This window comes from Edwardsiella sp. A.80236, assembly GCF_044540725.1.
Lineage (GTDB): Bacteria > Pseudomonadota > Gammaproteobacteria > Enterobacterales > Enterobacteriaceae > Edwardsiella > Edwardsiella tarda.
On record NZ_JBIUCY010000013.1, the window covers coordinates 63,466 to 86,361 of the forward strand.

At 61.9% G+C, this 22,896-nt stretch carries 20 protein-coding genes; 2 read left to right on the forward strand and 18 right to left on the reverse strand.

Features of this window, described 5'->3' with window-relative positions; all coding sequences use genetic code 11:
- The first annotated feature begins 45 nt into the window (after window positions 1–45).
- Together flhA and hycA are read left to right on the forward strand one after the other, a co-directional pair.
- A complete protein-coding gene (gene flhA, locus ACEQFP_RS12020) occupies window positions 46–2,181 on the forward strand; it encodes a formate hydrogenlyase transcriptional activator FlhA (protein ID WP_074428717.1) in 2,136 nt (711 codons plus the stop codon).
- Between the two features lie 288 nt (window positions 2,182–2,469).
- Window positions 2,470–2,940 carry a formate hydrogenlyase regulator HycA gene (gene hycA, locus ACEQFP_RS12025; RefSeq protein WP_005282037.1) on the forward strand — a complete coding sequence of 157 codons (471 nt, stop codon included), beginning with the start codon at window positions 2,470–2,472 and terminating at the stop codon, window positions 2,938–2,940.
- A 145-nt stretch (window positions 2,941–3,085) separates the two neighbouring features.
- On the opposite strand, the gene hypE is transcribed toward hycA, so the two are convergent.
- The 18 genes from hypE to galR all read right to left on the reverse strand — a co-directional run bounded on the left by hypE (window position 3,086) and on the right by galR (window position 22,660).
- Entirely contained in the window at window positions 3,086–4,081 is a 996-nt protein-coding gene (gene hypE, locus ACEQFP_RS12030) for a hydrogenase expression/formation protein HypE (protein WP_005282035.1), read from the reverse strand.
- 38 nt (window positions 4,082–4,119) lie between these two features.
- Entirely contained in the window at window positions 4,120–5,238 is a 1,119-nt protein-coding gene (gene hypD / locus ACEQFP_RS12035; protein ID WP_370547212.1) for a hydrogenase formation protein HypD, read from the reverse strand.
- Window positions 5,239–5,241: 3 nt separating this feature from the next.
- Entirely contained in the window at window positions 5,242–5,535 is a 294-nt protein-coding gene (gene hybG, locus ACEQFP_RS12040) for a hydrogenase maturation factor HybG (RefSeq protein WP_302529063.1), read from the reverse strand.
- Window positions 5,535–6,644, reverse strand: coding sequence for a hydrogenase nickel incorporation protein HypB (hypB, locus tag ACEQFP_RS12045; RefSeq protein ID WP_370547213.1), 1,110 nt, complete (start codon window positions 6,642–6,644; stop codon window positions 5,535–5,537). The genes hybG and hypB overlap by 1 nt, the downstream gene beginning before the upstream one ends.
- Window positions 6,645–6,667: 23 nt before the next feature.
- Entirely contained in the window at window positions 6,668–7,009 is a 342-nt protein-coding gene (gene hypA, locus ACEQFP_RS12050) for a hydrogenase maturation nickel metallochaperone HypA (protein ID WP_005282024.1), read from the reverse strand.
- A 69-nt stretch (window positions 7,010–7,078) separates the two neighbouring features.
- On the reverse strand, window positions 7,079–9,403 hold the full coding sequence (gene hypF / locus ACEQFP_RS12055) for a carbamoyltransferase HypF (protein WP_005282020.1): 2,325 nt from the start codon (window positions 9,401–9,403) through the stop codon (window positions 7,079–7,081).
- Between the two features lie 311 nt (window positions 9,404–9,714).
- Complete coding sequence (hydN, locus tag ACEQFP_RS12060) at window positions 9,715–10,257, reverse strand: electron transport protein HydN (protein ID WP_005296393.1); 543 nt, start codon at window positions 10,255–10,257, stop codon at window positions 9,715–9,717.
- 178 nt (window positions 10,258–10,435) lie between these two features.
- Window positions 10,436–12,580 (reverse strand): formate dehydrogenase subunit alpha, encoded by a 2,145-nt coding sequence (fdhF, locus tag ACEQFP_RS12065; RefSeq protein WP_370547214.1) that lies wholly within the window; start codon window positions 12,578–12,580, stop codon window positions 10,436–10,438.
- 288 nt (window positions 12,581–12,868) lie between these two features.
- Window positions 12,869–13,354 (reverse strand): hydrogenase maturation peptidase HycI, encoded by a 486-nt coding sequence (hycI, locus tag ACEQFP_RS12070; protein WP_047059167.1) that lies wholly within the window; start codon window positions 13,352–13,354, stop codon window positions 12,869–12,871.
- The gene (locus ACEQFP_RS12075) at window positions 13,347–13,790 is read right to left on the reverse strand and encodes a formate hydrogenlyase maturation HycH family protein (protein ID WP_068870326.1); all 444 of its coding nucleotides are present in this window, start codon (window positions 13,788–13,790) and stop codon (window positions 13,347–13,349) included. Before ACEQFP_RS12075 ends, hycI begins: the two co-directional genes overlap by 8 nt.
- Window positions 13,787–14,611, reverse strand: coding sequence for an NADH-quinone oxidoreductase subunit B family protein (locus tag ACEQFP_RS12080; RefSeq protein WP_005296401.1), 825 nt, complete (start codon window positions 14,609–14,611; stop codon window positions 13,787–13,789). The genes ACEQFP_RS12075 and ACEQFP_RS12080 overlap by 4 nt, the downstream gene beginning before the upstream one ends.
- Window positions 14,608–15,165, reverse strand: a complete 558-nt coding sequence (locus tag ACEQFP_RS12085) for a formate hydrogenlyase complex iron-sulfur subunit (RefSeq protein WP_005282001.1) — start codon at window positions 15,163–15,165, stop codon at window positions 14,608–14,610. Before ACEQFP_RS12085 ends, ACEQFP_RS12080 begins: the two co-directional genes overlap by 4 nt.
- Before the next feature lie 19 nt (window positions 15,166–15,184).
- Complete coding sequence (locus ACEQFP_RS12090; RefSeq protein WP_035598670.1) at window positions 15,185–16,885, reverse strand: NADH-quinone oxidoreductase subunit C; 1,701 nt, start codon at window positions 16,883–16,885, stop codon at window positions 15,185–15,187.
- A gap of 75 nt (window positions 16,886–16,960) precedes the next feature.
- Window positions 16,961–17,899, reverse strand: a complete 939-nt coding sequence (locus ACEQFP_RS12095) for a respiratory chain complex I subunit 1 family protein (RefSeq protein ID WP_370547540.1) — start codon at window positions 17,897–17,899, stop codon at window positions 16,961–16,963.
- Window positions 17,900–17,906: 7 nt separating this feature from the next.
- Window positions 17,907–19,808 carry a proton-conducting transporter membrane subunit gene (locus ACEQFP_RS12100; RefSeq protein WP_370547215.1) on the reverse strand — a complete coding sequence of 634 codons (1,902 nt, stop codon included), beginning with the start codon at window positions 19,806–19,808 and terminating at the stop codon, window positions 17,907–17,909.
- Window positions 19,805–20,419, reverse strand: a complete 615-nt coding sequence (locus tag ACEQFP_RS12105; protein WP_005296409.1) for a 4Fe-4S dicluster domain-containing protein — start codon at window positions 20,417–20,419, stop codon at window positions 19,805–19,807. The genes ACEQFP_RS12100 and ACEQFP_RS12105 overlap by 4 nt, the downstream gene beginning before the upstream one ends.
- 175 nt (window positions 20,420–20,594) lie before the next feature.
- The gene (locus ACEQFP_RS12110; RefSeq protein ID WP_005281988.1) at window positions 20,595–21,605 is read right to left on the reverse strand and encodes a LacI family DNA-binding transcriptional regulator; all 1,011 of its coding nucleotides are present in this window, start codon (window positions 21,603–21,605) and stop codon (window positions 20,595–20,597) included.
- A gap of 47 nt (window positions 21,606–21,652) precedes the next feature.
- A complete protein-coding gene (galR, locus tag ACEQFP_RS12115; RefSeq protein WP_005281987.1) occupies window positions 21,653–22,660 on the reverse strand; it encodes an HTH-type transcriptional regulator GalR in 1,008 nt (335 codons plus the stop codon).
- Window positions 22,661–22,896: the final 236 nt, after the last annotated feature.

Sequence of the window (22,896 nt, forward strand, 5' to 3'; positions counted from 1 at the left end):
CCTAGACTCAGCAGCCTGACTTCTTACCGCGTAATTGGTTTGGTTATGAATAATAAAGCAACCTGTTCCTTGTCGCGTATGGAGCCGGTCTGGCAAGATTTGCTGCATCAGGCGACGCGTAGTCTACTGGCCCAGCGTAACTTGCCAGGGCTGATGCGAGCCCTGCACCAGCTCTCCTTCTCGGTGATCCGCTTCGATCGCGTCAACATTCTGCGGCTGGACCCGCTGCATAACCGCATCACCCTGTACCGCTACGATCCACAACGGGATTGCGTCACACAGGATAGCGATGTGCTGCTGGCCGACGGTCCCGGCGGCCGCGTCTGGGCCGAACAACGCCCAGTCTGTTGCTCTGGGGCGACCTTTCGCCACGATTTCGCCGCCTTGGCCGCGCTGCCACAGTACGCCGCGATTGGCGCTTACTGCCAGATGCCGCTGACCACGGAGCAACAACGCCTGGGCGGCCTCGAACTGATTAAAGAGGGGGCTGACGCCTTCAGCGAAGGGGAGTTGGCGCTGGCGGCGCCGCTGGCCGAGGTGGTGGCGCAGATCTTCGAACGCTTGCTCGAGCGAGAACAGTTTCAGCAGCAAGAGGAGCAGCTGCGGCGTGAACGCGACCACTTTCGCATTCTGGTCGATGTGACGAACGCGGTGACCAGCAAACTGGAGCTGGATGCGTTGGCGGCAGAGGTCTCGAAAGAGATCCATCGCTTCTTTGGCATCGACTATATCGGCCTGTCGCTGGTGGAGCAGCATGACGATCGTCTACGCTCCTACATCACCGGTTACCAAGAGGGCCAGCCGGTACTGCGTGAGCAGAAGCTGTTGCCGTTGGCCGGCTCTCTCGCGCAGCAAGTGATCCGTGACAAGAGCATGTTGTTGATGGATCTCTCCGATTCGGCACGCCTGGCACCACAAGATCGCCAATTGGCCCAGATGCTCAACTTCGGTCATCGCACCATCTGCCAGTTACCGTTGATCTTTGGCAATAAGGTGTTGGGGGTCTTGAAACTGGCGCAGTGCCAACCGGGGATCTTCACACCGCGTAACCTCAAGCTATTGCGCCAGATCGCCGCGCGTATCGCCATCGCCGTCGACAATGCCTTGGCCTACGGCGAGATCTCGCGCCTGAAGGATAGCCTAGTGCATGAGAACCGCTATCTGACGGAATGCATCCGCCAAGAGGGGGATTTCGGCGAGATCGTCGGTCAAAGTGAGGCGATGCGCAGCGTGCTGGAGCAGGTGGAGATGGTGGCGGCCAGCGACTGTAGCGTGTTGATTCTGGGGGAGACAGGGACCGGCAAGGAGTTGATTGCCCAGGCTATCCACAATCTTAGCCTGCGGAATCAGAAACGCATGGTGAAGATGAACTGTGCCGCCATTCCCAGCGGGTTGCTCGAAAGCGATCTGTTTGGTCACGAGAAGGGGGCCTTCACCGGGGCGAGCGCTCAACGTATGGGGCGTTTCGAACTGGCTAACCATGGCACCCTGTTTCTGGATGAGGTGGGGGACATTCCGCTGGAGCTACAGCCTAAGCTGTTGCGCGTATTGCAGGAGCGGGAGATCGAGCGGGTAGGCGGCAGCAAGGTGATCCCGGTCGATGTCCGGTTGATCGCCGCCACCAATCGCGATCTCAAGCAGATGGTGCAGGATCGTCAATACCGCAGCGATCTCTACTATCGGCTCAATGTCTTTCCCATCGTGATCCCACCGTTACGGGAGCGGCCACAAGATATCCCACTGTTGGTCAAGTTCTTCACCCGCAAGATCGCCAAGCGGATGAATCGCACCATCGACAGTATTCCGACGGAGACCATTCGCATGTTGAGCCAGTTACCCTGGCCGGGCAACGTGCGTGAGTTGGAAAATATTATCGAGCGCGCGGTGATCCTTAGCCGTGGCCCGGTGCTCACCCTGCCGATGAACGAATTGCAGTATCACCTCTCGCCTCCGCTGGCCAACCGTGCGCCGGCGGGATTGGAAACGTTGCCGACCCTGCCAGCCGCCGCGCAGGCGGACACGGCGTTGAGCGAGCGCGAGCGCATCCTACAGGTGTTGCGTGAATGCAATGGCATTGTCGCCGGTCCGCGTGGGGCGGCGATGCGTCTGGGCGTGAAGCGAACGACCCTGATCTCACGTATGCAGCGTCTGGGGATCTCTGTTCACGATCTCAGCGTGTGACGTCAGCGTTGTCTGACGGCGTCGACAGTTATGTCGACGCCGCTTGCCAGCGTGAGCGTGGCAGGTCAGCGCGCAGTCAGATTCGGCGATAAAGTCGCCATCCTCGCCGAAATTAGTTATTAACGTTACTAATTTTCTGTAAAACATCATACAAATAATTAATAATTAAAGCTGGCATGTATCCTGCTTATTTATTACCGCAGAGGGAGCGATATATGCCTCCGTCTGGTGTGCGGCGCATCACATCGCGATGCGTACAATCTTTGGGAGTATGGTGGAGTATTTACTATGAAGGTCAGCGAACTAACCGAGAAGTCGCTATTTATCCATAATAAAAATGAAAAACTGATGGCGCAGTGGGCGACCTATAAGAGCAGTCTCATTAAGGCGACCACCTCTTCCCGGCTGAAGATTTTCCATGAGTTCAGCTGTGGTGATGGCGACAGCGTCAACTTCACGGTCTTCGACCACTTTATGGTGGAGATCCGTCTGGCGGGCGAGTTTTACAGTAAGACGATCCAATATGGTTTGCGTCTGGATACGGGCGATGAGGCGCGTTTTGTCGAACTGGGACGGGCGAGCTTCGATGATGAGGGGATGCTGGACGGCCGAGTCAACAACCGTGATCGGGATGGGGTACTGGAGCACTATCTGGAGAAGATCCAGTCGCTGTATGACACCCTGTACCACGCGATGCAGGATACCCGCCCATTGAATGAGGTGCTGTTAGCGCGTTGGGGCGCCACGGCTAGCGTCTGATGCGAACCGCCGTCGGCGTTTAAGGGGAAGCCTTCCCCACTGATGCCGGCGTGGCCGGTTACGGCTCCCGCATCGCCGCCATCTGGCCCGATGGCGTGGGCGAAATCGACCGGGTGCGGGTGCACCCGGCCAAAGCTGCGTGGCATCAACAGATGCGCGGCAGCGGTTCGCTGTGTGGCAGATCGAGCAGGCGTGCGGCGCCGAACAGGCCGACCAGACGCACCTGACGCCGATCGGTGGCGACCCCGATGGTGGCCGCATCGACGCCTAACGGGTGCGCGTGCAGGCAATCCAATACCGCCTGTTCCGCCTCCGGTGCGACGGCCAGCACCAGCTTGCCTTCGTTGGCGAAGTTGAGCGGCTCCAGGCCGAGCAGTTCACAGATGCCACGTACCGCATCCTTCACCGGCAGGCTCTTCTCGTTGACATCCATGCCGCAGCCGCTGGCTTGGGCAAACTCGTGCAGGATGGCGGTCACCCCACCGCGCGTCGCATCGCGTAGGGCGCGTACCCCAGGGATGTTACGCAGCGGGGCGATCAGCGGCGCCAGGACGGCACAGTCGCTGGAGAGTTGCGCTTCCAGTCCCAGCTTTTCCCGCAGGTTGAGGATGGTGGCGCCGTGATCCCCCAGCGTGCCGCTCACGATCAGACGATCGCCAGGCTGGATCTCGCTGGCGGCCCAACGGATATCCGCAGGAATGGCGCCGATCCCGGCGGTGTTGATGAAGAGCTTATCCGCCGCGCCGCGCTGCACAACCTTGGTGTCGCCAGTGACGATCTGGATGCCCGCCTCACGGGCGGTTTGCGCCATGCTCTGTACGATCTGTTCCAGATCGCGCAGTGGCAGCCCCTCTTCCAGGATGAAGCCGCAGGAGAGGTATTTGGGATGAGCGCCGCTGACCGCCAGGTCATTGGCGGTGCCGCAGACGGCCAGCTTGCCGATGTTACCGCCGGGGAAGAAGAGCGGATCGATCACATAGCTGTCGGTGGTAAAGGCCAAGCGGTCACCCTGCTGGTTAAAACTACACAGCGGCAGTCGCGCCTGGTCTTCGCGCGCATTGAGCGCCGGATTATCAAACAACGGCAGAAACAGGCTCTCCAGCAATTGTTGCATTGCCAGGCCGCCGCTACCGTGCGCCATGGTAATCACATCGTCTTCAGACCATTTACTACTCACGGTTATTGCTCCATTCCTCGACGATATTGGTAGAACGCCGCACAGGCCCCTTCCGAAGAGACCATCAGTGCGCCAAAGGCATTCTGTGGGTTACAACGAGCGCCAAACAGCGGGCAATCCGCCGGTTTGCAGCGCCCGGTCAGGACATCGCCGCAACGTGCCTGTGGATCATCGGCGACGTGCTGGCTCTGCGGTTGGAAACGCCGCTCGGCATCGAACGCGGCGTAGGCCGGACTCAGGGCGACCCCGGAGTGTTCGATCTCACCCAGGCCGCGCCATTCGCTGCGCTCACGGGTGACGAAGACCTCGTCTAACGCCTGCTGCGCCAGGGTATTGCCGCTATCGGGGACGATGCGGCGATATTGGTTCTCTACCTCACAGCGTCCCTCGCACAGCTGCGCCAGCAACATGTCCAACGATTGCAGAATATCCAGCGGCTCGAAGCCGGTGATCACCAACGGCTTGTGGAACTCGTCGCAGATGAAGGCGTAGGGGTGGGCGCCGATCACCATGCTGACGTGCCCCGGTGCGATAAAGCCGTCGATGCGGACATCGGGCTGTTGCAACAGGCTGCGCAGGGTGGGGGTGATGGTGATGTGTTGGCAGAATACGCTGAAGTTATTGACGCCCTGGCGACGCGCCTGCTGCAGGGTGACCGCGGTGCTGGGCATGGTGGTTTCGAAGCCGAGGCCGAAGAAGACCACCTCACGGTCAGGTAGCTGTTGCGCCAGCGTCAGGGCGTCGAGCGGCGAGTACACGATGCGGACGTCCGCACCTTGGCGCTTGGCGTCTAGCAGGGAGCCGTTGCGTCCCGGGACACGCATGGCGTCGCCGAAGGTACAGAACACCACGCCGGGACGGCGGGCAATCTCGACGCATTGATCGATACGCCCCATCGGCAGCACACAGACCGGGCAACCCGGGCCATGGACAAACTCGATTTCCGGCGGTAGCAGCTGGTCGAGGCCAAACTTGAAGATGGCGTGTGTATGGCCACCGCACACCTCCATGATTTGTAAGGGTAGGCGGCAGTCGGCCGGTAGGTCGGCGGCGCGCTGGCGGATCCGCGCTAACAGCGCCTCGGCCAGTTGGGGATCGCGGAATTCATCAACAAACTGCATCGATCACTCCCCGCTGCGTGCCGCGCCGGCGCCGCCGCGCATGAAATGCGCCACGTCGGCCTCAACCGCTTCCATCGCCTGTAAGGCCTCCAGAGTATCCTGGGCCTCTTGCTCGTCCAGTATGCTCATGGCGAAGCCGACATGCACCAGTACCCACTGGTCAAGCAGATCGCTCGGCGCCCCTTCACACACCAGCGCGATGTTGACTTCGCGCTTGACGCCGCAGACATCGACTTGCGCCAGCTGATGGATATCGTCGCCCACGGCGACCACTTTTCCCGGTATTCCCAGACACATTATTGATTCTCTCCCAGCGTGGTTTCCAGCCAAGCCAACCAAGCCTCCATCCCGTCGCCACGGCTGGCGGACAGTTGGATCACCTGGATCTGCGGGTTGATGCGGCGCGCATTGGCGATGCAGGCCTCGACATCGAATTGCAGATAGGGCAGCAGATCGATCTTGTTGATGATCATCAGGCTGGATGCGGCAAACATATGCGGATATTTCAGCGGCTTGTCTTCACCTTCGGTGACGGACAGCACCGCGACTTTGTGGCGCTCGCCCAGATCGAAGCTGGCCGGGCACACCAGGTTGCCGACGTTTTCGATAAACAGCAGGCTGTGATCCGGCAGATCCAGGCGATGCATGGCGTCATGCACCATCTGTGCATCCAGATGACACCCTTTGCCGGTGTTGACCTGGATAGCGCTGACGCCGGTGGCGCGGATACGCTCGGCATCGTTGGTGGTTTGTTGATCCCCCTCGATCACCGCGCAAGGAATACGATCGGCGATGCGTTTCAGGGTTTCGGTCAGCAGTGTGGTCTTACCGGATCCCGGGCTGGAGACCAGGTTGAGGGCCGCAATGTGCTGCTGAGTGAAGTGCTCGCGGTTATGCTCGGCCAGCGTATTGTTTTTGCTCAGCACATCCTGCTCGATCTGCACCATGCGGCGCTGGCTGATGCCGGGGGCGTGTGCGCCCGCCTCGCCGTGGCCATAGTGCAGATCGTCGTGGTGTTGATGCGGAACGAATGCGCTATTGTGCTCGTGCTCGTGCTCGTGCTCGTGCTCGTGCTCGTGGCTATGGGCGTGTGTATGCGCGTGATCGTGAGCATGTTCATGCGCGTGTTCATGTTCATGTGTGTGTTCGTGCGCCTGCGCCTGTTCTGGCGTAGCGAACACATAGTGGTAGTGGTGATGCACATCACCATTATGGTGGTAGTGGTGGTGGACGTTGACGACGCGCGCGGACGCTTGCCCCTCATGGTCGTGATGATGGTCATGCTCATGATGATGACCATGGTGGTGACCATGGCGATGCGCGTGCCCGTCGTGAGCGTGGGCGTGATGGTGTTCGTCGCCTTCAATATGCAGTTCGCCGGCTGCACAGCCGCAGGTGGTACACATAAGGGGTCTCCTGAGCGTTAAGGTTACTCAATCTCAATCTGTTTGATTTGCATGCTATCGCCGTCATCGACGCGCAGGTTATGGCTCTGGCAGTGCGGGCAACCGGCATCATGGCTGGTCACCGTGATGGGCTGGCTGCAACTCCAGCACCAGGCTTGCGCCGGGATGGTGTTGATATGCAGCGCGCAGCCCTCGGCTAGCGTACCGCGACAGACGATGTCAAAACAGAAGGTTAAGGCGCTCTCCTCGATGCAGGAGAGCGCGCCGATGTCCAGCCAGACCGCGGTGACGCGCTGGGCGTCGCTGGCGCGCGCCTGGCGTTCGATAATGTCAAATGCGCTTTGGCAAAGGGATAATTCATGCATGATCGTTCTTCTTTTGTTGTGCCGGCCTATCCTCGGGGAAAGCGGGCGGCTGAACTTTGATGCGCGTCATCAGTTCACCGATTCCTCTTCGCCGGATGGCGCATCAGCGGCGGAGATCGCATCATTTTGGCGATAAGCGGCGATGATCGCCTGGCCGAGCGCCAATGCACCGTCACCGGCGGGGAGGCGTTGGGGGAGTAGCAGGCGGTAGTCCGCCAGGCGCTCCTGCAACAGTTGGCGCAGCAGTCGATTGTGCAGCACCCCGCCGGACAATACCAGCGTTTGGCACCCTTCCCGCGCGGCATGGTGACGCAGCAGCGCCGCCAGGCCATCGGCCAGTGCGCGGTGGAAGGCCAGCGCGCGCAGCGGGAGCGGGGCTTGCCAGCTGAGCCAATCGTGCCAGAAGTCCCCCATCGCCAACTCGCCTTGAGGGGTCAATCGCAGGGTGATGGGGGTCGCTTGCGGCCAGGCCTGCCAGGCTTGTGCCTCCAGGCGGCAGGCCGCCTCACCCTCGAAGCTGATCGCCTCGTGGCAGATGCCTAACGCCGCCGCCGCCGCGTCGAACAGACGGCCACAGGAGGAGGCGGGCGGGCAGTTGAGTCCCCGTTCGATCGCCTTAGCCAGCAGGGGCCAGTTCTTCTGCTGGAGGGCGTGTGTCTCCGGGTAGCGTTGCCAATCGGGGAGGAAACGCAGCAGTTGTGCCAGTAGGTTACGCCAGGGCTGGCGCGCGGCCAGATCTCCACCGGGCAGCGCCACCGCCGGCAGCCCACCCAGCCGGTGATAATCACGGTAGTCGACGCGGAGACACTCGCCGCCCCAGAACTCGCCCTCCTCGCCGTAACCGATACCGTCCAGTGCCAGGCCGATCAGCGGAGTCTGCTGCGGGGTGATGCCATGCTCGGCCATGCAGGCGACCAGATGAGCGTGATGATGTTGCACCGCAATCAACGGCAGCGCCTGTTGCTCGGCCAACTGCTGTGCCAGGCGGCGGCTGTGATAGCCGGGATGACGGTCGCAGGCGATGGCCTGCGGGGTGAATTGGTAGATCTGTTGTAGCAGTTGCCAAGTTTGGCGCATCTGCTGCTGGATACGCGCCTCCCCCAAATCACCGAGGTGTTGGCTGAGTAGGGCGCGCCCCTTGTGTAGCAGGCAGAAGGTATTTTTCAGATCGCCGCCGACGGCGGCCACATCGGGCAACCGCTGAAAGGCCTCGGGGAGATCGAGCGTATCCGGCACATAGCCGCGTGCCCGGCGTAGCATTTCGCTGCCGTCGGGATGGTAGCGCAGCAACGAATCGTCGGCGCGTTGTACGATGTCGCGGTTATGCATCAGCCACAGATCGGCGATGCCCTCCAGATCGCTCAACGCCTGGTCGTTGCTCAATGCCGGCGGTTGACCACTGGCATTGCCGGAGGTCATCACCAGCGGGCGGCCGAGGCGTGCCAGCAGCAGATGGTGCAGCGGGGTGCTGGGCAGCATCACGCCGACTTCATCCAGGCCGGGAGCGACCCCGGTCGGTACCGCGTCGGAGGCGGGGATCAGGACGATGGGCGCCGCGGGGCTGTTCAACAGGGCCACGAGTCCCGCCTCCGGCGTGGTGCGGCAGTAGCGTGCCAGCCAGTCGATTCCCGGCAACATCAGGGCCAGCGGCTTCGCCGGGCGCTGCTTACGGGTACGTAGGCGGGCGATGGCGGCGGCATCGCTGGCGTCGCAGGCGAGGTGAAATCCGCCTAATCCCTTGATGGCGACGATACCTCCGCTCTCCAGTACCTGGCAGACGGCCTGCCAGGCCTCCTCACCGTCGCGCCGCGCCTGCCCGCCCGCCTCACAGGACCACAGCGTTGGACCACACAGGGCACAGGCGGTCGGCTGGGCGTGAAAGCGGCGATCGGCGGGATCGCCATATTCGCGCGCGCAACGCGGGCAGAGTGGAAAGTCGGCCATGGCGGTGTTGGGCCGATCGTAGGGCATGCGGCGGATGATGGTGAAGCGTGGGCCACAGTGGGTGCAATTGATAAAGGGGTAGCCATGGCGTCGATTGCGCGGATCGCGCATCTCCGCCAGGCAGTGCGGGCAGGTGGCGGCATCGGGCACGATCTGGGTGTCCATGGCTCCCTGGCGACTTTCGACGATGCGAAAACCGTCGGCGGGGCAGGTCGGCCAAGGTTGGGGCTCGATGCTATCGATGCGTGCCAGCGGCGGGCAGTCGGCATACAGCCGTTGGCAGAGCGCCGCGAGATCCAGCGGTAGCCGCACCACCAGCCAGACGCCGCCGGCATCGTTGCTGACCTCGCCATGTAGCCCCATCTCGTGGGCTATCTGCCAGACATAGGGGCGAAAACCGACGCCCTGAACCTTTCCTTTTATCCGTAGTGCGATGGCGTTGTGTTCCAAAAAAATAACTCCGAGCCAGCGCGCCGCGGGGCTGGCGATGTTGCTATATAAGCGGGAAGCGCGGCGTTACGCCCTACGCGCTGAGGACGACGGTCTTGCGATGGTGGCGGCACCCTACCGTATAACCAGGCAGCCTACACGCAAATCGCGCCGCGTTAAATAAAGCGAACGGTGAATAAATTGTCGCAAATGGGCCGCGGGGGACGCAATGCGGCATGTCATATCTGAGGGATAGTTCTCGCTTTCGTGGCGGGCGAGCCGTCCAGACGAACGCCCCCGCGCAACGCGGCGCGCGGCGGGGGAGGCGGCGATTACAGCAGATCGCCGAGATTATCGAAGGCGGCGCGTTGGCGGCGCTCTTGGATCAGCGCCTGCATGGCATTGCGGTCGATCAGGCGCAGCGCCTCGGTCGGGCAGGCCTCTACGCAGGCTGGACCGTTGGCGCGGTGGTGGCACAGATCGCACTTATTGGCCTCGGCCTTGCTGCCGCTGAGGCACCCTTGGCTGCCATAGCGTTGCGTCACCGCCGTGGTGACCACCTCCATGGTGCCGTAGGGGCAGGCGACCACGCAGGTCTTACAACCGATGCATTTCTCCTGGTCAACGCAGATAAAGTCCTGTTGACGGCTGATGGCGCCATTGGGGCAGACATTGGCACAGGGGGCATCTTCGCACTGGCGGCAGAGAATCGCCGTGCTGATGTTGTCTCCCTTGATGACGTGAATGCGTGGCGTGAAGTTGTCGCGGCTGAGGTTATGCAGCTCGCTCTCTTCCCGATGGGCCATGACGCAGGCGATTTCGCAGGTACGGCAGCCGATGCATTTCTTGGGATCCGCAATGACAAACCGATTCATTCAATTACTCCCGATATCGTTATAGTGTCGCGCCGTATCGTGCCGACGGGGGGCATAGACCCTCACCGTCGGGGGGATTATCAAAAGTGATACGCGGTGTGTTAGTTTGATACGGCACCGCGTACCCCGTTGATAAGCCATTTAAAGGCGCGTTATTGTTTTGAGAGCCGTCGGCCCGTCAACCCTCTGCGCTTTCGCGTAGATGACGCTTAATGCTGTCGTACTCGCGCACCACATAGGCTTCCGCCGCCGCTTGATCGGCGATGGCTTCCAGGGTGACGGCGCAGTACTTGTATTCCGGCGTCTTGGTGATCGGACTCAAGTTCTCGGCGACCAGTTCGTTACAGGCGCCGATCCACCATTGGTAGGTCATGTAGACCGCCCCGCGGTTGGCGCGCTCGCTGACGGACGCCCGGCTGATGACCTTGCCTTGGCGTGAGCGGATCCACACCAGATCTTGATCGCGGATGCCGAAGGTCTTGGCGTCTGCGGTGTTGATCTGAACGTAGCCCGGTTCGTCGGCCAGCGCGGCCAGCGCCTTACAGTTACCGGTCATGGAGCGGCAGGAGTAATGGCCGACTTCACGTACCGTCGCCAGCACCAGCGGATAGTCGTCGCTGACGCGATCGATCGGCGGACGCCATTCGCAGGTGAAGAACTGGCCTTTGCCATTCGGCGTATCGAACTTACCGCCCTGATACAGATATTGCGTGCCGGGGCTATCCAGGGTCGGGCACGGCCACTGGACATAGGCCAGATCCGCCATCTTCTCGTACGTGGCACCATAGTAGATCGGGCACAGCTCGCGCAGCTCGTCCCAAATCTCCTGGGTGTTGTGGTAGTGCATCGGGTAGCCCATCGCCGTTGACATCAGGCTGATGATCTCCCAGTCACGCTTCACGTCACCCTCGGGCTCTACCGCCTTATAGAAACGCTGGAAGCCGCGATCCGCCGAGGTATAGACCCCTTCATGCTCGCCCCAGCTGGTGGCCGGGAAGATCACGTCGGCGATGGCCGCGGTCTTGGTCATGAAGATATCTTGTACGATCAACAGATCGAGCTGTTCGAAGGTGCGGCGAATGGTGGCCAGATCCGGTTCGGTTTGCAGCGGATCTTCGCCCATCACATAGTGCGCCTTCAGCAGACCGTGCTCGATGTTGTGCGGCACCTCGCTCAGGGCATAACCGATCTTATCGTTCAGTTTCTCGACGCCCCAGGCCTTGGCGAATTTCTCCAACACCTCCGGCTGGTTAACGTACTGGTAGCCGGGGAAGGTGTTGGGCAGTGCGCCCATGTCACAGGCCCCCTGCACGTTGTTCTGGCCGCGTACCGGGCCGACACCGACGTAAGGCTTGCCCAGGTTGCTGGTCAGCAACGCGATGCTGGTCAGGGTACGGACGGTCTCCACCCCTTGGTAGAATTGGGTCACACCCATTCCCCACAGGATGGTGGCGGTCGGCGCCTTGGCGTACATGCGCGCCGTCTCGCGGATCATCTGTGCGCTGATGCCGGTGGTCTCTTCCACCGACTCCGGGGTATAGGTGGCGACCAGATCGCGGAAGGTCTCGAACGCTTCCGTATGCTGCTCGATGAAGGCCCGGTCATGCAGGTTTTCGGCGATGATCACCTGCGCCATGGCGTTCAGGAACGCGATATTGGAGCCGTTTTTCAGCGGCACGTGAATATCGGCGATGCGCGCGGTCTCGATGCGCCGCGGATCGCAGACAATGATTTTTGCCCCTTTCGCCTTCGCCTTGATGATACGGCGCGCGACGATGGGGTGAGAGTCCGCGGCATTGTAGCCGAAGACAAAAATACAGTCGGTATCTTCAATTTCGACGATGGAGTTGCTCATGGCGCCGTTACCGACCGATCGCTGCAGACCTGCAACCGAAGGGCCGTGTCAGACGCGTGCGCAACAGTCGATATTGTTAGTACCGATCGCCGCACGGGCAAACTTTTGCATCACGTAGTTGGCTTCGTTGCCGGGACCGCGCGATGAACCGGTGGTCATGATGGCATCGGGACCATACTTCTCTTTGACCGCCAGCAGTCGGGAGCTGGCGAAGGCGATCGCCTCGTCCCAGGAAACCGCTTCCAGTTTGCCGCCGCGCTCGCGACGGATCATCGGTGACTTCAGGCGAGGCGTCAGGATCTTGGTGTCGTGGATAAAATCCCAGCCGTAATACCCTTTCAGGCACAGCTCACCCTGGTTCGTCACGCCATTCGCCCCTTCGGCGCGAATGATCCTGCCGTTATCCACCACCAGGTTGATTTTGCAACCTGAGGCGCAATAAGGGCAGACCGTGATGACTTTTTTCATCAACATTGCTCCTATTATTATGATCACCGGCGGCTTATGGCCCATCCGATGTAACGATGCTACAGAGAGCCGGGGCGCATCGCGTTGCTGCCCCGCCCGGTGACGGACGGCGTCATGACCTCTCCGCCGCGCTCTCCCGTTTATATATGCATGATGCGTGCCAGGTTTTCCCATCAAGCCGAGTGGCTTAATTGCCTGAACTATAAAGGCAGGTGGGGGAAGCCCGTGATGATCCGCATCAAAGTGCCGACGGACTCGACAAAAGTGTCGATCCCGTCGTCGCGTGACTCAGCGCATGACCTCGTCGTCCGGCACGGCCAGACGAGGGATGCCGCCATCCTCCTGCCAATGGTGTAGGCGCTGATACAACGCCTCGACCGCCTCCTTGACCGGCTGCATCATCGGCGCATAGAAGGCGACGATGGCCGGTTGGATACCGATAAAGGTGATGTCGGCGACATCCTCGCGCAGCTGGGCTATCAGGTAGCTCAGCGGCAGATTATGGGTGGTGACGATAAACAGCTCGGCGATGTCGCGCTCGTCGATGATGCGCATCTCGCCCGGCTCCAATCCCATCTCTGTCGCATCGACGATCAGCAGTTTGTCTGGACGCAGTTCTCGGATCTGGTGGGCGTAGCTCTCGGGACTACTGCCGCCGTCGATGACACGCCAACCGGGGATCGGGTGCCCGCATAGCTTCTCGGCCAGCAGCGGACCGGCGCCGTCGTCGCCCATCATGCTGTTGCCTACACACAGGATAAGATTGTCAGCCATTGTGTCGTTTCACCATCAGATAGATTGTCGGTTCATTCTCAATCAGCCGCAGGGTGTCGATCAGCGCGTGACTCCACGCCTGCTGCTGGGCGGTCATCGTCGGCCGCGCCCGATCCAGGGCACAGGCCAGCAGATGGGTGTGGCTACTGTCGATGGTGATCTCGCCGAAGCGTAGCAGCCCCGCCAGCTTACGTCGTGCCTCCCCCTCCTCCAACTGACCGATCCAGTCGCGATAGTCGCTCAGGGGCAGGGAGAGACAGGGCTTCAGGCAGTCGATCACCCCCAGGTGGTGGCCGATGGCCAGGCTGTAGTAGATCACCTCACGGGCCGCCGGCGGTGTCGCCGCTTCCTCTTCGGCCTGTTGAATAAACTTGGCGTTGAGGATGTGGAACACCACCGTCGGATCGGGGAAGTAGGCGGCGGCGCGATCGTTCATCGTATGCCTCCGTTGGGGGCGGCCTGGTTGCATACCTGCAACAGACGGCCCATCACCTCGTTTAAGCGCGGATCATTCTCGTCGGCGAGGAAGCGCGCCAGGCGCTCCTCCACGCTCAGCGCATCGCGGCTGGCCAGCAGGGTCATGAATTTGTCGGCCAGCTGGCGGCCATAACGGTAGCCGGACATGCGCCGTGCCTCACGGTCGATCAACACGCGCAGGGGTTGCGGGATCGCCGGATGCAGGATGGCGGCCTGCTCGTCTTCGCCTTGTGGGTGGTGCTCCGCCTTGAGTTTTTGATCCAGCAAGCCGAGCGCCACGGCGAAGCCATACAGCGTCGCCGCTGGCGTTGGCGGGCAACCAGGGATATAGACATCCACCGGCACGATCTTGTCGGTGCCGCCCCAGACGCAGTAGAGATCGTGGAAGATGCCGCCGCTACAGCCGCAGGCACCGTATGAGATCACGATCTTGGGATCGGGGGCCGATTGGTAGGCGCGTAGCGCCGGGACGCGCATCGCACGGGTGACGGCACCGGTAAACAGCAGGATGTCGGCGTGGCGTGGCGAGGCGACCACTTTGATACCGAAGCGCTCGGCATCGAACAGCGGCGAGATGGCGGCGAAGATCTCGATTTCGCAGCCGTTGCAGCCGCCGCAGTCGACGCGGTAGACGTAGGCGGAGCGGCGGATGTCCTTCAGCAGGGTCTGCTTCAGGCGAGCGGCCTGCTCATCCAGGGTGATCGGGATGGGTTGGCCGTTGGCGTCGCGCGGACCGATTAGATGACCTTGTGCGGACGGGGTCGTGAGGATGTGGCTCATTGTGACGCCTCCGGCATCAGGTGACGACTCAGGGTAATGCGTGTCGTCGGAATGGTGTTGTGTTTCTGCTTACAGGCCGGACAGGTTTCGAACTGAGCGCGGCGCGCCTCGGCCTGTTCGGCGCTGAGTTGACCCGCTTGCACCAGCAGGGCCATGGCGTAGTCGATCTCCTTCTGGGCGGCGTAGGGGGCACCGCACTCGACACAATGGCAGATGGCGAAGTCGGCGCGTTGTTGTAGATCCTCCTTGCGCCACACCGCCAGTTCAAACTCCGGCGAGAGCACGATGGCGGCGGTGGGGCAGACCTCCTCACAGCGGGCGCAGAAGATGCAGCGTCCCAGGTTGAGCGACCAGCGGCGCAGCCCGTTGGCGACGTCGTTCTCCATGGTCAAGGCGTTGGCCGGACAGGCGGCGGTGCAGGCGCCGCAGGCGATGCACTGGCGGGCGTCATATTGCGGCTTGCCGCGAAAGTTGGGATCGACATCCAGCGGCCGTGCCGGGTAGGCGACGGTGGCGTGGCGATGCCGTAGGGCAGTTTTGAGTAGTTTCAACATGGTCTCGGGTCTCCGGCGATCACTTCAGCGGTGAATCCTTGCGTTCCAGTCCGTAGCGCTCGATCTCCTTGTAGGGAACGGTCACCGACTTGCGGCGGTTGACGTCCACCAGGGTGACGCGGTCGGTACAGGAGTAGCAGGGGTCGAGGCTGCCGATGATCAACGGAGCATCGGACACGGTGTTGCCGCGTAGCATGTAGCGCAGGGTCGGCCAGTTGGCGTAGGTCGCCGCCCGACAGCGCCAGCGGTACAGCTTTTGGTTGTCGCCGGTCATCGACCAGTGGATGTCGTCGCCGCGCGGCGCCTCGGTGAAGCCCAGGGCGAAACGGTGCGGCACATAGTTGAAGCCTTCGACGGCCAGTGGGCCGCCCGGCAGATTATCCAGGCCGAATTCGATCATATTGAGGGCGGTGAACACCTCGTTGATGCGCACCTTGACGCGTGAGATGACGTCACAGCCCTGTTCGCTGTGCACCGTCATCGGCAGCAGATCGTACCCGGCGAACGGGTGGTCGGCACGGGTGTCGCGTGCGTGGCCGCTGGCGCGTACCATCGGGCCGACGTTACTGAAGTCGCGCGCGATCTGCGGGTCGAGGCGGCCGATGCCGACGGTGCGTTGCTCGATGTTGGGGGTACTGAACAGGATGTCGATCAGCGCCTTCACCTCGGCGCGCATCTCGGCGGCCAGCTGGCGCGTGGCGATCATATCCGCTTTCAGCATGTCGCGGCGGATGCCGCCAATCAGGTTCAGACCGTAGGTTTTGCGCGCGCCGGTGAGGATCTCCGCCATCTTCATCGACTTCTCGCGTACGCGGAAGAATTGCATGAAGCCGGCGTCGAAACCGACGAAGTGGCAAGAGAGTCCCAGGTTGAGCAGGTGACTGTGCAACCGCTCCACCTCCAACAGGATCGAGCGGATGGCCTTGGCGCGCAACGGTACCTCGATGCCTAACGCATTCTCCACCGAGCTGGTGTAGGCGGTGCTGTGAGCGAAGCCGCAGATGCCGCAAACGCGATCGGAGAGGAAGGTGACTTCGTTGTAGCCCATGCGGGTCTCCGCCAGCTTCTCCATGCCGCGATGGACATAGAACAGGCGGTAGTCGGCATCGACAATGTCTTCGCCATCGACGAATAGCCGGAAGTGGCCCGGTTCGTCGGAGGTGATGTGTAGTGGGCCGATGGGGACGATCTTGCCGCTGCCGCTCTCGTTAACGAAGGGGTAGGTCTCCTGGTCGGTGGTCGGCGCCGGACGCTGGCGATAGTCCATGGCATCCTTACGCAGCGGATAGAGATCGTCCGGCCAATCGTCCGGCAGCACCAGACGGCGCTCATCCGGCAGGCCGACGGCGATCAGCCCATACATGTCGCGCACCTCGCGCTCGCCCCAGACGGCGGCGGGGACACGCGGGGTGACGGAGGGGTATTCGCGCGTGTTGGCGTCGACCAGCGCCTTGACGGTGATCCAGCACTTGGTGCCTTGCTCCATCGACAAGACATAGTAGACCGCATAGCTGCCGCACAGCGGGCGCTCGTCGTTGCCGAACAGGACCGAGAGCCAGCCGCCTTGCTGGTAGTACAGGTATTCGACCACCTCCGGCAGCATGCCGGTCTTCACCGTGATGGTGGCCTGCGTCGCGGTCTGCCAGCTCTCGTCGAGGATGGCGTGGGGGAACTGCTGGCGCAGCGCCGCAATGTAGTGTTGTCCGATGTGTTGAGTCATTTTACTTTGCGGCCTTCTGAGTTAGGGCAAAAAAGGAGAAACGGATCGCCGAAATAGGGAATGTCATGGTTCACCTCACGCGATCAGCCAAGAGAAGAAGGCCAGTAGCGCCAGGCCGAAGCCGGCCCAGGTGGTGTAGCCGGTCTTCAGGAAGCGTAGCCGGGCCATGCTGTTTTCCAGCAGGGCGACGATGACGATGCCGACGAGCAACTTCACCAGTGCGATCACTGTCGCCAGCAGCAGGGCGCCAGCACTCAGGGTGGCGCTCTGCCCCCAGGGGAAGAACACAGCGATGAACAGTTGCAAGACCACCAGCTGTTTCAGGCCGATGCCCAGCTTGAGGATGCCCAGTCCTGGGCCCGCGTATTCGGTCAGCGGCCCCTCTTGGAGCTCCTGCTCGGCTTCGGCCAGATCGAAGGGCAACTTGCCCATCTCGATGAAGGTGGCGAAGGCACAGGCCAATAGCGCCAAGGCCAGTGCCAGCGAGGCGTGTTGCGACCAGTCACGGACATAATCGCCCATCAGCCCCAGATTGCTGGAGCCCGCCAGCAGCGCGGTGACCCACAACGCCAACATCAGGATCGGTTCGACCAGGATGCCGAGCAGCGACTCGCGGCTGGCACCGATGGCGCTAAACGGGCTACCGGTATCCAATCCCGCCAGGATGAAGAAGAAGCGGGTGACGGCGAACAGATAGACCAGGGTGATGACATCGCCCAACGCTGGCAGCGGGGTGCTGCGAGTCACCAACGGCAGGGCACTGGCGATGGTCAGCATGGTGCCGACCATGACGTATGGCATCATCTGGAACAGGGCTCCGCTACAGTGTGGCGCGATGTTCTGGCGGCGCAGCAGTTTGCCGATGTCCCGGTACTCTTGCAGGAGGCCGGGGCCACGTCGACTGTGCATCCGCGCGCGCAATACCCGCGAGATGCCGCAGGCTAGCGGTGCCAACGCCAGCAGGATCAGCGCCTGGAACAGCGCCAGCAGCAGAATGGAAAGTGAACTCATCATCATCTCCTCAGGAGAACACGGCGACTAGCAGCAGCGCCATTTCGCACAGCGCCAGTACCGGGTAGACACGCAGGGCGCCCTCGCTCAGCAGTCCGCCGCATAGCGGCGCCGGGTTGCAGAGGCGACGTAGGGTGAACAGCGGGGCAAACAGGACACGCAGTGGCTGGGCGAAACCGCCAGCAGTGACCACCATGCCCGGCTCGTGGCCGTAGCCGCAGGTCCAGGCGTCGCCGTGGCGGCGCGCCGGCAGGCGGCTGCTGCGATACAGGGCGCTCAGCAGCAGAGGTAGCAGTGGGAAGGCCAGCAACAGCAGGGCGATCAGCGGTGGTGACAGCAGGGTCATGTTGCTGCTGCCCGGCGACATGATGGCGCCCATGGTCAGCGCGTCGTTACCCATCACCAGTTGCAGCGTGTTGGCGCAGAGGTGTAGCAGCGCGGGGACGATCCACGGTGCGCCGATACCGAACAGCACACAGGCCAGGCTGAGCAGTAGCGCGGGCAGTAACAGGCTCCAGGGCGTGCGGCCCGGATTGGCGGCCGCCTCGCTACGCGCCGCGCCGAGGAAGGTCATGGCGAAGATCTTCGCCACGCACATCACCGCCAACGCTCCGGTGATCGCCAGGGCAATCATGGCCAGCGGGGCCAGCAGCCGCAACGCCCCAGGGCTTTGCTGGCTCAGACTGAACAGGGACTGGTAGGTGTACCATTCGCTGACGAAGCCGTTGAGCGGCGGCAGGGCCGCCATCGACATCAGGGCCAATAACATCAGTAGACCGGTCAGCGGCATGCGGCGCAGCAGTCCCCCCATCTTATCGATGTCGTGTAATCCGGTGGCATGCATCACGGCGCCGGCACCGAAGAATAACCCGCCCTTAAACAGGGTGTGGTTGATCAGATGGAATAGCCCGGCGAGCAGGCCCATGACGGCCAGCAGTGGGTTACCTAGGCTGAAACCGATGACGCAGGCCGCTAGGCCGAGCAGGATGATGCCGCTGTTTTCGATGGTGTGATAGGCCAGCAGGCGGCGCAGGTCGTGCTCAGCCAGGGCATACAACCCCCCGATGAACGCGGTGACGGCGCCGACGATCAGCAGCAGCAGTCCCCACCACAGCGGTGGGACACCGAGCCAGTCGATGCTGAGCTTGAGGAGACCGAACAGGCCGATCTTGAGCATCACGCTGGCAAACAGCGCCGCCGCCGGTGCCGGGGCGTTAGCGTGTAGCTCGGGGATCCAGCCGTGCAGCGGCACCAGGCCGGTGACGATGCCGAAGCCGAGCAGCCCGAGCAGCAGGATCGCCGCTTGTTGACCGTGGCTAAGGAGCGCCAGATGGAACTCGCTCAATACCAGGGTGCCACTGGCGCGCCACAGTAGCCAGAAGCAGAGCAGCAGCGCCAGAGAGCCGAGGCGAGACATCAGCCAATAGAGTCCGGCGGCGCGGCGCGCCTTGGCGTTGCCCCCCAGCCAGACCAGCAGCGCCGCGCTCAGGCTCATCAGCTCCAACATCACCATAAAGGTTGGGGCGTCGTTACATACCACCAGCAGGCTGATGGCGGCGCTGAGCAGATTCATCAACCCAGCGTGGCAGGCGGCCTTTCCGCCGGCGTGCGGCGTCGTACCGAAGGCGTACAGGGCGCAGAGCAGGCTCAGTAACGAGGTGAGCAGCAGCATTAGGCTGTTTAGTGGACTGAACAGTAATGGGACGCTGCCGAATAACAGCGTGCTGGGAGAGAGCGGTGACGCCTGCAGCAGCAGCGAGGCGGCGGCAACGCTGCCGCATAGGCCCGCCAGGATCCCGCCCGTGGCGGCGAGGCGTGCGGCGCAACGGCCAAGGCCGCCGAGTGCCAGCGCGATGACGGCGCTGATCAGATACAGTGCCAGCATCAGATTAAACAGTTGCAGAATACTCATTGGGCGTCATTTCCCCCGGATAGGCTTGCGAGCGCCAGCAGATCGGCGCGTTGGGCATCGAGAACGTGTAGACGTTTGGCGGCGCTGGCAGCCTCCAGGCGGCGCTCATCCACCAACATGATGGCGTGGGTCGGACAGGCGCGAACACAGGCGGGGCCTGCCTCGCTAAACTGGCACAGGTCGCACTTCACCGCGATGCTGCGGATGCCGGGATACCAATCTAAGAAGGGGCCAACGCTGAGGTGCGCCGGTGGCGCCGGGGGGGCCAGGGGCGAGTTGCTGTTAGCCGGAATATGCAACGGTTTGCTGCCGGCCAAGGTGATGGCGCCGAAGGGGCAGGCGATACCGCACAGCTTGCAGCCGACGCACAGGCTTTCATTGAGCTGAACGGCGCCGTCTTGGTGGGTAATGGCGTTAACCGGGCAAACCAGGGCGCAGGGTGCATCTTCGCAGTGGTGACACATCTGGGGCGCCGACTCATGGCTGGTCTTGACCAGCGTCAGGCGCGGTTGTGCCTGGAGACCTTGCGCCTCGTGCTCTTGCGCGCAGGCGGCCATGCAGGTATTGCACCCGATGCACAGTCGGGGATCCGCAATCACAAAGCGGTTCATGTTATGTCCTCAGAGACAGACTACAAAAAAGATCCGCCCGAGCTAAGCATAAACCGTGCCAATTATATTGATATTATTTATTTCATTTAAAACAATGCATTGTGATATTCCACCTCGCAAGGTGGATGGACAATGTCGATATCCGGCATGGCATATCGACACTTTTGTCGACACGTCATGCCGTCGTGACGAAATCGGCGACGGATTCCCGCAGGCGCATTTCACCGCCAAAGGGGGCAAGCGCGTCGACCGCCTCGCCCCGACTGAGGCGTAGCGCCTGTTGAATGGCGGCGGTGATCATGGCATCGATGGGGAGGTAGACGGTGGAGAGCGCCGGAGTAAGGTAGGCGGCGCTCGGTTCATCGTCGAAGCCGAACAGGGAGACCTGTTGCGGCACGCGGAGTCCGGCCTGATTCAGCGCGCGTAGCGCGCCGATGGCCATGTCGTCGTTGCAGCAAAAGAGGGCGCTGAACGGCGGTGCTCCGGTGGCCAAGAGGCGTTGGCAGGCCTGGTAGCCGCCGGCGATGCTGTTGTCGCCGTGGGCGATGCCGTGTGGCGCGAGACTAACGCCTTGTGCCAGCAGGGCATCACGGTAGCCTTGCAGACGTGCCTGCCCGGTCGGCGTATCGATGGTCAGGGTGATGCAACCGATGTGGCGATGACCGCGGCTAATGAGGTACTCGACCGCCTGGCGCGCGGCGGCGCGCTGTTCGAAGTAGACACAGCGTTCTGGTGCCTGGGGTAAGGCGCGGTTGATCACCATCAGCGAGGGGTATTGGCGCACCAGGGCCATCAGATCGGCCTCGGACATGAAACGGGTATACAGCACGATAGCGTCGCAGCGCCGGTCGCTCAGCATCTGTACCGCCTGGCGCTCACCCTCGGGCGTATCGTGGCCATCGGTGACGATCAGCTGTTTGCCGCTGGCTTCCACCTGGCTCGCCGCCTGGCGCAGTAGTCGGCCAAAGTAGGGGCCGTCAAAGTGGGAGATCACCAACCCCAGGGTGTTGGAGGTCTGATTGGCCAGCGCCTGCGCCAGCAGGTTTGGCCGATAGCCTAACTCCTCCATGGCATGAAATACGGCGTTGCGGGTGCTCTGCTTGACTTGCCCGGTAGCGTTGAGCACGCGCGATACCGTGGCTTTAGACACGCCCGCGCGGCGTGCGACGTCAAGCATGGTGATCATAATCCTTCCTCTCGTTACAGCGTGTGGCGGTGATGGCACACAGTGTATCACACCGCCTTACGAGGAGAGACGGAGTGGCGGCAGACCAGGGTCGGATTAAACATGTTGGTGGTAGGGGGGAGCTCACGCCCGGCGGCCAGCGCTAAGGCCAACTCTGCGGCCTGGGTCGCCATGGCGATGACCGGGTAGCGGATGGTGGTGAGGCGCGGGCGCAGATAACGCGCGATGAGGACGTCATCGAAGCCGATCAGCGAGACGCTACCCGGCACGTCGATGCCATTATCGTTAAGCACCGACAAGGCGCCGGCAGCCATCGGATCGTTATAGCAGGTGACGGCGCTGAAATCGCTGCCGTGACCTAGCAGCTCGGTCATGGCCTGCTCCCCGCCGATCTCATCGGGGGAGGCATAGGCGATCAGGCGTTCGTCGATCGGGAGTTCATACTGATGCATGGCGTCGAGATAGCCTTGCAGGCGATCCTGGGCATCGGAGATGGCGTGATTGGAGCAGATGCAAGCGATGCGGCGGTGCCCCTGATGAATGAGATGGCGCGTCGCCAGCCAGCCGCCATGGCGATCGTCCAGCGCCACACAGCGCTGCTCATACCCGGGCAGCGTGCGGTTGATCAGCACCATGCCGGGGATCTGCTGCATCAGGGCGGCCAGCTCGTCGTCGGGGATCATCTTGGCGTGGACCACCAGCGCCGCGCAACGGTGGCGGATCAGCTGTTCGATGGCCTGACGCTCTTTCTGCTGCTCATGGTAACCATTACCGATCAGCAGGAAGTTACCGGTCTGGTAAGCCACCTGCTCGACCGCCTTGACCATGGCGCCGAAGAAGGGATCGGAGACATCGCAGACCACCAGTCCGAGGGTCTCCGTCGCCTGTTGGGCCAAGGCGCGGGCATTAGCGTTGGGGTGGTAACGTAGTTGCGCCATGGCGGCCTGCACCGCTTCACGCGAGCTATCGCTGGCCTTCGGGGAATTATTGATGACGCGGGAGACGGTGGCGACTGATACGCCGGCCAGTCTGGCAACATCCTTGATCGTAGCCATGATCGGGAGTATCCAACTGCAAGTGGTAAACGTTTACACCAGTGTTGCGGAAAAGCGCTCAGCCTGCAAGCGGGTGTGCGCGTTTGAGCGTCTAATATTTGCGTAAATCAACAAAGTTCACCGCTAGTTACATTTTGCTGCCGAATGTTGCTATTCGGGACTTCATGGATGAGCACGAAGCCTCGTATGCTGAATGTCCCAGAGGTATTGATTGGTGAGAGTTCAGTTTTCAGTTG

Bases quoted from the DNA above. Each gene is read 5' to 3' on its own strand.
- flhA (WP_074428717.1), top strand. From the start codon at position 46: ATGAATAATAAAGCAACCTGTTCCTTGTCGCGTATGGAGCCGGTCTGG.
- hycA (WP_005282037.1), top strand. From the start codon at position 2,470: ATGAAGGTCAGCGAACTAACCGAGAAGTCGCTATTTATCCATAATAAA.
- hypE (WP_005282035.1), bottom strand. From the start codon at position 4,081: ATGGCGCACGGTAGCGGCGGCCTGGCAATGCAACAATTGCTGGAGAGC.
- hypD (WP_370547212.1), bottom strand. From the start codon at position 5,238: ATGCAGTTTGTTGATGAATTCCGCGATCCCCAACTGGCCGAGGCGCTG.
- hybG (WP_302529063.1), bottom strand. From the start codon at position 5,535: ATGTGTCTGGGAATACCGGGAAAAGTGGTCGCCGTGGGCGACGATATC.
- hypB (WP_370547213.1), bottom strand. From the start codon at position 6,644: ATGTGTACCACCTGCGGCTGTGCAGCCGGCGAACTGCATATTGAAGGC.
- hypA (WP_005282024.1), bottom strand. From the start codon at position 7,009: ATGCATGAATTATCCCTTTGCCAAAGCGCATTTGACATTATCGAACGC.
- hydN (WP_005296393.1), bottom strand. From the start codon at position 10,257: ATGAATCGGTTTGTCATTGCGGATCCCAAGAAATGCATCGGCTGCCGT.
- hycI (WP_047059167.1), bottom strand. From the start codon at position 13,354: ATGGCTGACAATCTTATCCTGTGTGTAGGCAACAGCATGATGGGCGAC.
- ACEQFP_RS12075 (WP_068870326.1), bottom strand. From the start codon at position 13,790: ATGAACGATCGCGCCGCCGCCTACTTCCCCGATCCGACGGTGGTGTTC.
- ACEQFP_RS12080 (WP_005296401.1), bottom strand. From the start codon at position 14,611: ATGAGCCACATCCTCACGACCCCGTCCGCACAAGGTCATCTAATCGGT.
- ACEQFP_RS12085 (WP_005282001.1), bottom strand. From the start codon at position 15,165: ATGTTGAAACTACTCAAAACTGCCCTACGGCATCGCCACGCCACCGTC.
- ACEQFP_RS12090 (WP_035598670.1), bottom strand. From the start codon at position 16,885: ATGACTCAACACATCGGACAACACTACATTGCGGCGCTGCGCCAGCAG.
- ACEQFP_RS12095 (WP_370547540.1), bottom strand. From the start codon at position 17,899: ATGATGAGTTCACTTTCCATTCTGCTGCTGGCGCTGTTCCAGGCGCTG.
- ACEQFP_RS12100 (WP_370547215.1), bottom strand. From the start codon at position 19,808: ATGAGTATTCTGCAACTGTTTAATCTGATGCTGGCACTGTATCTGATC.
- ACEQFP_RS12105 (WP_005296409.1), bottom strand. From the start codon at position 20,419: ATGAACCGCTTTGTGATTGCGGATCCCCGACTGTGCATCGGGTGCAAT.
- ACEQFP_RS12110 (WP_005281988.1), bottom strand. From the start codon at position 21,605: ATGATCACCATGCTTGACGTCGCACGCCGCGCGGGCGTGTCTAAAGCC.
- galR (WP_005281987.1), bottom strand. From the start codon at position 22,660: ATGGCTACGATCAAGGATGTTGCCAGACTGGCCGGCGTATCAGTCGCC.